We start from the raw sequence: 8,893 nt of genomic DNA, 5'->3' as shown, positions 1-8,893 counted from the left end.
GTGGCGAGGCTGGTCACGCCTCATGGACATGATGCTCGGAGCCAACCTGATGCAGCCAAAATGTGGGTAACCGGAAGGATTGGCTGACGCTTACCGTCATTGGTGACGGACTGCGCTCGCAAACGGACGGGCGCCAGACGACCGAGGTGGCCATCGCCGCCGAAGCATTGAACCGCATGTTGGACCTGGGTCGCCCGGAATACGTGCGCATTGCCTGAACTTCGGGACCCTTCGAAACCGACGCGCCCAACGCTAAATCGACGCAACACGGTCTGGTGGAGAGGGCATGAGCGCAGTGATGTGTGTTTTTGCTCTCTCCAGTACGTGCGCGGCGTCGGCCTGTGCACTGGCGCGGCCGTGGGTCACAATCTCACCGTCTGAACTGGAGTGACCACGTGATCCGCATTCTTATGCCTGCCGCCGTCCTAGCAGTTGCTGCGCTACCCGCGCTTGCCCAGCCCACCAACATGACGCCAACCCGTGACGTCACAGTCACCTATCGCATGACCGGCATGGCGGGCGTACCACCGCAGGAAACGCGGATGGCCTTTTCCCCGACCACTGGCAAGCAACGCGTTGACCCGCCTGGCGGCGTGGGCTGGATGCTGATCGACCGCAAAGCAAACTCCGCCGTGATGGTCATGGACGCACAGCGCATGACCATGGCGATGCCGCCGGCGACGGTGGCTGCCGTGACGCAGGGAGTGCCTGCTGGTGCGACCTTCAGCCGCAAGGGTAGCGCCACGGTTGCTGGCACTGCCTGCACCGAGTGGGACATGACCGCAGGCGGGGGTCAGGGGACCTCCTGTTTCACCGACGACGGCGTGTTGCTACGGACCGTCACCACGGCGCCGAATGGAGCTTCCGTGACGATGGAGGCTACTCAGGTCACCTACGGCCCTATTGCTTCCGCTCAGATGAGCATCCCTTCGGGTTACACTGCTATGCAGATGCCCGCTGGCTCGCCGGGCGCGACGCCGGGCCGCTGAGGCCTGCGAAGTGGGGCAGGGCGTTGCTGTGACGCCTTCGCCCGCTGGCTATAAGGGGGCAATAAGCGGTTGCCCCCTCACGGGCGGCGAGAGGCGGCGCCAGCTTCCCTACTGGCGTATGCAGCGCTGCCCACGCTCGGCGCCGGCAGTGCGCTCGACATCATCGCGCTGTAGTTACCGCCAACCTCAGCCCGCACCTCCGAATAGCCCGGCCCTAGATTCTTACGGTACAAGATCCGCATAATGGCGCCTCAAATCGAAAAGGGACCTTCGCCAGTGGCGGACATGTCGCGCCGATGAGCGGATGGGCCCAGACCTTCGCGCATCCGGTCACCTCCGGACTCGTCCTGGCAACCGTCGCGGTGCTCACGCTCGCGGCGGTCGCCATCGGAACCCTCTCCTTGACCGGCCGGATCGGCCCGCCCCTGCGGCGGGAGCTTTGGCTGCGGCTGGGCTCCTGGGCGGTGCTGCTGCCGCTGATCATCGTGCCGATCCTGCTCGGTCGCGAATGGACCATCGCCGCGGTGACGCTGCTGGGGCTCGCCTGCCTGCGGGAGTATGACCGCGCCACCGGGCTGTTCCGCGAACACCTGCTGACGGCGGTGGTGGCGATCGGGGTCCTGGCCGCCAATTTTGCGGCGCTGGACCATTGGTACCATTTCTTCGTCGCACTCTGGCCGCTCACGGTCGGGGTCATCGCCGTGGCGACGATCCCGCAGGACCGGCCAGCCGGCTATATCCAGCGCACGGCGCTGGCGATCTTCGCCTACATGCTCTTCGGCGCCGGCCTGGCGCATCTCGGCTTCATGGCGAACGACCCGCTGGCCCGGCCGCTGCTGCTGCTGCTCGTCCTCGCGGTCGGCCTGAACGACGTCGCCGCCTTCACCACTGGCAAGCTGTTCGGCCGGCGCAAGCTGCTGCCGGCGACGAGCCCGAACAAGACCATCGCCGGCGCCCTCGGCGCCCTGCTGTGCACCACCGCGCTGGTCGCCCTCATCGGCAGCCGGATCTTCACCGGCACGCCGATGGACAGCCTGGTCCTGCTGCTGCTCCTCGGCGCCCTGGTGAGCATCGCCGGGCAGTTCGGCGACCTCATGCTGTCCTCGATCAAGCGCGACCTGGCGATCAAGGACATGGGGACGATCATCCCCGGCCATGGCGGCGTGCTGGACCGCTTCAACAGCCTGCTGCTGGTGGCGCCGGCGACCTTCCACCTGCTCCACTACGTCATCGGCATCGGCGAGGGCCAGCCGACCCGCCTCATCACCGGCGGCCCATGAGCTGGGAGCTCAAGCCGGCGCGGGACCATGGTCTGCCGGCGCAGGACCGCCTGCGCAGCCACGGGCGCGAGGCCGGGCTTGGCAGCATCCTGCTGCAGGGGGCCTGGCGCGCCCTGGTGCGGGCTGATCTTGCCTTGCTCCACCGCTTCGAGGTGCTGGGGCGGGAGAACCTGCCGCCACCGCCCTTCGTCATCGTCGCCAACCACTGCAGCCATCTCGACGCGCTCTCGCTGGGGGCGGCGCTGCGGGGCACGGCAGCGCGGCGGGCGCATGCGCTGGCCGCCGGCGATACCTTCTTCACCTCCGGCGCCACGTCACTCTTTGCCGCCTATGCGCTGAATGCCTTCCCGGTCTGGCGCAAGCGCACGCGCCTGAAGGATCTCGAGGCGATGCGCAGCCGGCTGGTCGAGGACGGGCTGGTCTATATCCTCTTCCCCGAGGGGACCCGCAGCCGCGACGGCCGGATGGCCGCCTTCCAGCCCGGCCTCGGCGCCTTCGTCGCCGGCACCGCGGTGCCGGTCGTGCCCTGCCACCTCGAAGGCGCCTTCGCCGCCTGGCCCGCCGGTCGGCGCTTCCCGCGGCCGGGCAAGCTGCGGCTGCGCATCGGCGCGCCGCTCCACTTCGCCGAGACAACCCAGGACCGCGCCGGCTGGAGCGAGATCGCCGCGCGCTGCGAAGCCGCGGTGCGTGCGCTGGGACCCGAGGCGGCATGAGCCTCTATACCCTGAAGCCCCGCTTCCAGGCGCTGCTGCGCCCGGCGGTGCGGCGGCAGTCACGCAATGCGCCCCCGTGCAGCTATTGAGCAAACAAGTTGGCAATGCCGCTGGAAGGGTTCTGCGCCGTCGTGCTCAGCACGATACACCACCCCCGCTCGGCTTCGAACCAGCGCGCGAAGGTTCCGGCGTAGGCGCCGTCGGCCCAGGGCAGTTCCAAGCGTGGAAACTCGCCGGGATTGGCTTGACCGATGAGGGCCTGGACGCCGAGCCGGTCGTGCAGGTTGGCGGCATGGACATGGGGAAGAAGGACGAAACCGGCAGCATCGACAAGAATGTGCCGTTTGCGGCCTGCGGTGCGCTTTGCGGCGTCATGGCCACGTGCTGGGCCACCAACACCTGTGGCCCGCACCGTCTGGCTGTCGATGACCGCAGCTGATGGCTCAGGGGAGCGTCCCGCTGCTTCGCGTGCGAGCGCGCGAAGCCGTTCGTGCATGCCGACGTAGCGTGCCGTCGGTCCGCCAGCTTCGATAATGAGTAAATATCGTCGGCCGGGGCGGTAAGGAAGAAGGTAGTATGCGCGAGGCGTATCCCGAGCGGACAGATAGAAAACTGCCTCAACCAGCAGTTAATGCGGCCATTTAAATGGTCATCCCCTGGACGGCGGTGGCGGGAGCAGAGGCTCCAGCGCCGCCCACGCATCGTCAGAAAGGTCTGTTGGATATCGATGCTGACGGGGGGCCCGCATGGCTGCCTTGGCCCATAAAGCTAAAGCAAAGCCACGCGCTGAACCGCCATCCGCTCTTCCATACAGTCAGTAAGGTAGGACAGTGACGCGCTGCGCAAACCACGTATCACCACCACCACAATGTTTCGTTTTTATTTAAAAATATTCATTCCCTGAAAATTCACCGTGCAGTAGAGCGAGATGTTACCAAGCCTGTGGCCAGCTGCCGGCGCGTCACCAAGCGAGGGGGGTTCGAGTCCGTTCCGCTCGCGCGCGAGCCGGCTTAAATTGTTCAGTCAGGATTTAGGGCATGGCCGCTTTGATCCTTACGCCTCGATGAGAGCCTCCATTGCCACGGGAAAGCGCCGCACCCTGACGCCGGTGGCGTGCCACACCGCATTGGCCACCGCCGCCGCCGTGCCGGTGATGGCGATCTCGCCCACGCCCTTGATGCCCAGCGCATTGACGTGCGGGTCGTGCTCCTCAACCAGGATCGCCTCCAGCGAGGGCACGTCGGCATTTACCGGCACAAGATACTCGGCCAGGTTGGCATTCATGATCCGCCCAGTCCGCCGGTCCGTCACCGCCTGCTCATGCAGGGCGAAAGAGACGCCCCAGATCATCCCGCCGTAGTACTGGCTGCGCACCATGCGCGGGTTGATCACCCGCCCAGCGGCGAAGGCACCGACCAGGCGGGTCGCGCGGATCTGACCGAAATCCGGGTCGACCTTCACCTCAACGAAGACCGCGCCATGCGCATGCATGGCATAGGCCTCCTGCGCCGCGGGATCGGCCGCGCCGCTGCCGTCGGCACTGAGCTCGGCGAGGCCCGCGCGGCGCAGGATCTCAGCGAAGCCCTCGCTCCGCGCTTCGTCGTCGCGGCGATGCAGCCGTCCCTGCCGGGCGACGACGCCGACGTTGCCGGCGCCATAGAGCGGCGAGCGCGCATCACCCATGGCCAGTGTCGCCAGCCTGGTGATGGCCGCTGCCCCGGCGCCGTCGATGGCGGCGGAGACGGTCGCCATATGTGCCGAGCCGCCGGCGATGCCGGCATCCGGCAGGTCCGAGCTGCCGGAGCGGAATTCGAGCTGCTCCAGCCCCAGGCCCAGCCCATCGGCGGCGACCTGAGCCAGCGCGGTCCAGGCGCCCTGGCCCATGTCATGCGCGCCGGTCTCGACCAGCCCGGTGCCGTCCGCACGCAATGTCACCCGGGCATGGCCGGCCATCATCATCGCCGGGAAGGTCGCGGTGCCCATGCCCCAGCCGACCAGCAGCCCGGCCTCGTCGCGCATCTGCCGCGGCTGCAGCGGCCGCCCGGCCCAGCCGAAGCGCGCCGCGCCCTGGGCGTAGCAGTCGCGCAGCGCCTTGGAGGAGAAGGGCTTGCCCGAGGCCGGCTCGACCTCGGCGTAGTTCTTCAGGCGGAAGGCCAGCGGGTCCATACCGCAGGCGATCGCCATCTCGTCCACCGCGCTTTCCAGCGCGATGGAGCCGCTCGCCTCGCCGGGCGCCCGCATGAACATCGGCGTGCCGGTATCGAGCCGCACCGCGTCGTGGCGCGTCGCCAGAGCCGGCGTCGCATAGAGCGTATGGGCGACGTCGCCGGCCGCCTCTATGAAATCGTCGAAGCTGCTGGTGGCGGTGCGGGTGTGGTTGGCAATGGCGGTGAAGCCGCCTGCCGCATCCGTGCCCATGCGGATGGTCTGCCGGGTCGGCGCGCGGTGGCCGACCGGGCCGAACATCTGCTCCCGCCGCAGCACCAGCTTCACCGGCCGGCCGACCAGCCGGGCGGCGAGGATGCCCAGCACCTGCGGCCCGTTGAGCAGGCCCTTTGAGCCGAAGCCACCGCCGAGGAAGGGGCTGCGGATATGGATATCCTCGGCCCGGATGCCGAAGAGGCCGGCGATGCGCGCCTGGGCCATGGCCATGCCCTGGCTCGGCGTGTCGATCGACAGGCGATCCCCGTCCCAGGCGGCGACGATGCCATGCGGCTCCATCGCGTTGTGGTATTGCGCCGGCGTGTCGTAGGTCGCCTCCATCCGATGGCTGGCGGCGGCGAGGCCTTGCTCGACGTCGCCATGCGCCATGGCGGCGGGGCTGCCGACGCCCACCGTCTCCGGGGTGAAGGCGGTGGCACCGTCGAGGCCGACGCGGGGTGGCTCGGCCGCGGTGCGCGGGCTCAGCAGGGCGGCGCCTTCGGTCGCGGCTTCCAGCGTCTCGGCGATCACCACGGCGATCGGCTGCTGCGGATAGCGGATGCGGTCGTTCTGCAGCACGTCCATTCGGAACATGAATGGCGAGTCCTTGCCGTCCGGATCACCCGCCAGCGGCGGGCGATTGGCGGCGGTCATCACCTCCACCACGCCGGGGTGGGACTTGGCCGCCGCGACATCCAGCCCCAGGACCCGGCCGCGGGCGATGCTGCTGACGGCCAGCACGGCAAACAGCATGCCCGGGGGGTGGTTGTCGGCGGCATAGGTCGCCTGGCCGGTGACCTTCAGGGGGCCGTCGCGCCGGGTCAGCGGCTGGCCAATGCTGGAGCCCTGGCGCAGATGGACCGGGCTAGCGGAGAGGGCGGTGTCAGACATGGGCCTGGCCTCCGGCGAAGGGGGATGCGGGCAGGGCGGGAATGCGGTCCGGCGTGCCGGCGGCGGCGAGCAGTAGGGCGCGCATCACGATCCGCCGCGTCAGCTCGATCTTGAAGGCATTGTCGCCGGAGGGCCGGGCATCGGCCAGGGCCAGCGCGGCGGCCTGGCGGAAGGCGGCCTCCTCGGGCGCCGCACCGGCCAGCACGGCCTCGGCCGCTTCGGCACGCCAGGGCTTCAGCGCGACGCCGCCGAGGGCGATCCGCGCCTCGGCGATGCGGCCGCCATCCAGCCGCAGTGCGGCTACCGCCGAGACCACGGCGAACGCATAGGAGGTCCGCTCCCGCACCTTCAGGTAGCGGGCATGGGCGGCGAAGCCGGCGGCCTCGGCCGGCAGTCGCACCGCGACGACGAGATCGCCAGGGGCCAGGGCCGATTCACGTTCCGGCGCATCGCCGGGCAAACGGTGGAAGTCGAGCAGCGGCACGTCGCGCGGGCCATCGGGGCCAATGATCTCGACGATGGCGCCGAGCGCCGCGAGGGGGACACAGAAGTCGGAGGGATGCGTGGCGATGCAGGCCTCGCTCCAGCCGAGGATGGCGTGCAGACGGTTTTCGCCTTCCCGGGCGTCGCAGCCGGTGCCGGGGTCGCGCTTGTTGCAGGCGCTGGCGAGATCCTGGAAATAGGTGCAGCGGGTCCGCTGCAGCAGGTTGCCGCCGACGGTCGCGGCGTTACGGAGCTGGGCGGAGGCGCCGGAGAGCAGCGCCTCGGCGACGGCGGGAAAGCGGCGGGCGAAGCCGACGTCATGCGCGAGGTCGGCATTGCGCACCAGAGCGCCAATCCGCACCCCGCCATCGGCTGCATGCTCGATCTGGCCAAGCCCTGGCAGGCGGCTGACATCCACCAGCCGCTGCGGGCGCATCACCCCGCCCTTCATCAGGTCGAGCAGGTTGGTGCCCGCCGCGTGGTAGGCGGCGCCTGGCACGGCGGCGGCGGCGATGGCCTCGGCGACGCTGGCGGGGCGGAGGTATTCGAAGCTGTTCATGCCGCCTCTCCCATGCGGGCCTGGGCCTCCAGCACCGCCTCGGTGATGCCGGCATAGGCGCCGCAGCGGCAGAGGTTGCCGCTCATGCCCTCCCGCACCCGCTCGGGGTCGTCGCCCGCCTGGCCCTCGGCGATCAGCCCGACCGCGCTCATGATCTGGCCCGGGGTGCAGAAGCCGCATTGGAAGCCGTCGTGGTCGATGAAGGCCTGCTGCACCGGGTGCAGCGCATCGCCCTGGGCGAGGCCCTCGATGGTGGTGACGGCGGCGCCATCCTGCGCCACGGCCAGGACCAGGCAGGCATTGGTGCGGCGGCCGTCCAGCAGGACCGTGCAGGCACCGCACTGGCCGCGGTCGCAGCCCTTCTTGGTGCCGGTCAGGTGCAGGCGCTCCCGCAGCAGGTCGAGCAGGGTGACCCGTGGATCCTCCAGCGTCACGGCATGGGCGGTGCCGTTGACGGTGAGTGAAATTGACAGGGTCATGGGAGGCTCCGATGAGAGGGCACGCATCCGGCGCAGACCGGAAGCACCACGGTATTATGCGGAGGCTTCCTCCGTTTTCAAGGGATGGAGGAATTGGCAGACCAACCGGCAGCACAGCGCAGGCGGCCGCGCGCGGATGCCGCGCGCAACCGCGAGCGGGTGCTGGAAGCGGCGAAGACGGTGCTTGGGGCCGGCGGGCCGCAGGCGAGCCTGGAGGAAGTGGCGCGCCAGGCCGGGGTCGGCATCGGCACCCTCTACCGGCATTTCCCGACCCGCCATGCGCTGTTCGAGGCGGTCTATCGCCGCGAGGTCGAACAACTGGTGGAGTTGGCCGATCAGCTCCTCGGCTGCCCCGACCCGGTCGCGGCGCTGCGGCGCTGGCTGCGCGCCAATGTCGAGTTCGTCGCCACCAAGAAGGGCATGGCCGCGGCGCTGGCGATCGCGGCCTCCGGCACCACGGCGCTCTCGACCTATACGGCGGAGCGGCTGACCGCGGCGGTGGGTAGCCTGATCGGCCGGGCCGTCGCCGCCGGGGCGGTGCGGGACGATGTTGGGCCGGGCGATCTGCTGCGGATGCTGGTCGCGCTCTGCTACGGCTCGGATGCCGCGGGGTGGAAGGAGAACGTGCTGCGGCTGCTGGACATCTTCGTGGATGGTCTATGCAGTCGCCTAACCCCATGAGCAGCTAGGCCACACGGCGTTCGTCTATTTAGGCCTTGCCCGTGTGGACACCTCATCGCGTGCGAGGTTTCTGCAGCCCTGTCGCGTTACAGATCCAAGGAAACTGACTTACCAAAAATCCGTTACAAAATAATTTTTATCATGGACTTTTGGCATGGGTCGGATTTGGACACTGCTGAAAGATATCGGAGAAGTCTCTTTAACAGACGATGCTTTGACGCGGATACTGGTATTACGTACTTCACCTTGTTCTCGATCGGGCCGCTGCTGTTCATTGCCACTGGCATAGCCAGCTTTGTCTTCGGCCGCAACCAGGTCGATGAGAGTCCATCCGGGATCATTTAGTTTTCTGACATAGCTTTCGGAGCATGCGGCGGACGGAGGCCCAGCGCAGGAA

General features: G+C 68.5%; 10 protein-coding genes. 5 read left to right on the top strand and 5 right to left on the bottom strand.

What is annotated here, in order from left to right:
* The first annotated feature begins 62 nt into the window (after nt 1-62).
* From AC0IW9_RS29470 to AC0IW9_RS29455, 4 genes are all read left to right on the top strand, one after another.
* Nucleotides 63-218, top strand: a complete 156-nt coding sequence (locus AC0IW9_RS29470) for a hypothetical protein (RefSeq protein WP_471651875.1) — start codon at nt 63-65, stop codon at nt 216-218.
* 177 nt (nt 219-395) lie between these two features.
* Entirely contained in the window at nt 396-989 is a 594-nt protein-coding gene (locus AC0IW9_RS29465; protein ID WP_471651874.1) for a hypothetical protein, read from the top strand.
* Nucleotides 990-1,285: 296 nt separating this feature from the next.
* The gene (locus AC0IW9_RS29460) at nt 1,286-2,269 is read left to right on the top strand and encodes a phosphatidate cytidylyltransferase (RefSeq protein ID WP_471651873.1); all 984 of its coding nucleotides are present in this window, start codon (nt 1,286-1,288) and stop codon (nt 2,267-2,269) included.
* Complete coding sequence (locus AC0IW9_RS29455; protein WP_471651872.1) at nt 2,266-2,982, top strand: lysophospholipid acyltransferase family protein; 717 nt, start codon at nt 2,266-2,268, stop codon at nt 2,980-2,982. The genes AC0IW9_RS29460 and AC0IW9_RS29455 overlap by 4 nt, the downstream gene beginning before the upstream one ends.
* Nucleotides 2,983-3,064: 82 nt before the next feature.
* On the opposite strand, the gene AC0IW9_RS29450 is transcribed toward AC0IW9_RS29455, so the two are convergent.
* The 4 genes from AC0IW9_RS29450 to AC0IW9_RS29435 all read right to left on the bottom strand — a co-directional run bounded on the left by AC0IW9_RS29450 (nt 3,065) and on the right by AC0IW9_RS29435 (nt 7,815).
* Nucleotides 3,065-3,478 carry a transposase gene (locus AC0IW9_RS29450; protein ID WP_471651871.1) on the bottom strand — a complete coding sequence of 138 codons (414 nt, stop codon included), beginning with the start codon at nt 3,476-3,478 and terminating at the stop codon, nt 3,065-3,067.
* Between the two features lie 557 nt (nt 3,479-4,035).
* The gene (locus AC0IW9_RS29445) at nt 4,036-6,294 is read right to left on the bottom strand and encodes a xanthine dehydrogenase family protein molybdopterin-binding subunit (RefSeq protein ID WP_471651870.1); all 2,259 of its coding nucleotides are present in this window, start codon (nt 6,292-6,294) and stop codon (nt 4,036-4,038) included.
* A complete protein-coding gene (locus AC0IW9_RS29440; RefSeq protein WP_471651869.1) occupies nt 6,287-7,336 on the bottom strand; it encodes an FAD binding domain-containing protein in 1,050 nt (349 codons plus the stop codon). The genes AC0IW9_RS29445 and AC0IW9_RS29440 overlap by 8 nt, the downstream gene beginning before the upstream one ends.
* The gene (locus AC0IW9_RS29435; protein ID WP_471651868.1) at nt 7,333-7,815 is read right to left on the bottom strand and encodes a (2Fe-2S)-binding protein; all 483 of its coding nucleotides are present in this window, start codon (nt 7,813-7,815) and stop codon (nt 7,333-7,335) included. The genes AC0IW9_RS29440 and AC0IW9_RS29435 overlap by 4 nt, the downstream gene beginning before the upstream one ends.
* Nucleotides 7,816-7,908: 93 nt before the next feature.
* Between AC0IW9_RS29435 and AC0IW9_RS29430 the strand changes: the two genes are divergently transcribed.
* The gene (locus AC0IW9_RS29430; protein ID WP_471651867.1) at nt 7,909-8,496 is read left to right on the top strand and encodes a TetR/AcrR family transcriptional regulator; all 588 of its coding nucleotides are present in this window, start codon (nt 7,909-7,911) and stop codon (nt 8,494-8,496) included.
* Nucleotides 8,497-8,604: 108 nt separating this feature from the next.
* Here the strand turns inward: AC0IW9_RS29430 and AC0IW9_RS29425 are convergent.
* Nucleotides 8,605-8,893: hypothetical protein (locus AC0IW9_RS29425; protein ID WP_471651866.1), on the bottom strand; the 289-nt coding region annotated here is incomplete at its 5' end.

Source organism: Belnapia sp. AC561, assembly GCF_979252845.1.
This window is presented reverse-complemented; position numbering and strand designations above follow the sequence as displayed.

Bases quoted from the DNA above. Each gene is read 5' to 3' on its own strand.
- AC0IW9_RS29435 (WP_471651868.1), bottom strand. From the start codon at position 7,815: ATGACCCTGTCAATTTCACTCACCGTCAACGGCACCGCCCATGCCGTG.
- AC0IW9_RS29450 (WP_471651871.1), bottom strand. From the start codon at position 3,478: ATGCACGAACGGCTTCGCGCGCTCGCACGCGAAGCAGCGGGACGCTCC.
- AC0IW9_RS29440 (WP_471651869.1), bottom strand. From the start codon at position 7,336: ATGAACAGCTTCGAATACCTCCGCCCCGCCAGCGTCGCCGAGGCCATC.
- AC0IW9_RS29460 (WP_471651873.1), top strand. From the start codon at position 1,286: ATGAGCGGATGGGCCCAGACCTTCGCGCATCCGGTCACCTCCGGACTC.
- AC0IW9_RS29445 (WP_471651870.1), bottom strand. From the start codon at position 6,294: ATGTCTGACACCGCCCTCTCCGCTAGCCCGGTCCATCTGCGCCAGGGC.
- AC0IW9_RS29455 (WP_471651872.1), top strand. From the start codon at position 2,266: ATGAGCTGGGAGCTCAAGCCGGCGCGGGACCATGGTCTGCCGGCGCAG.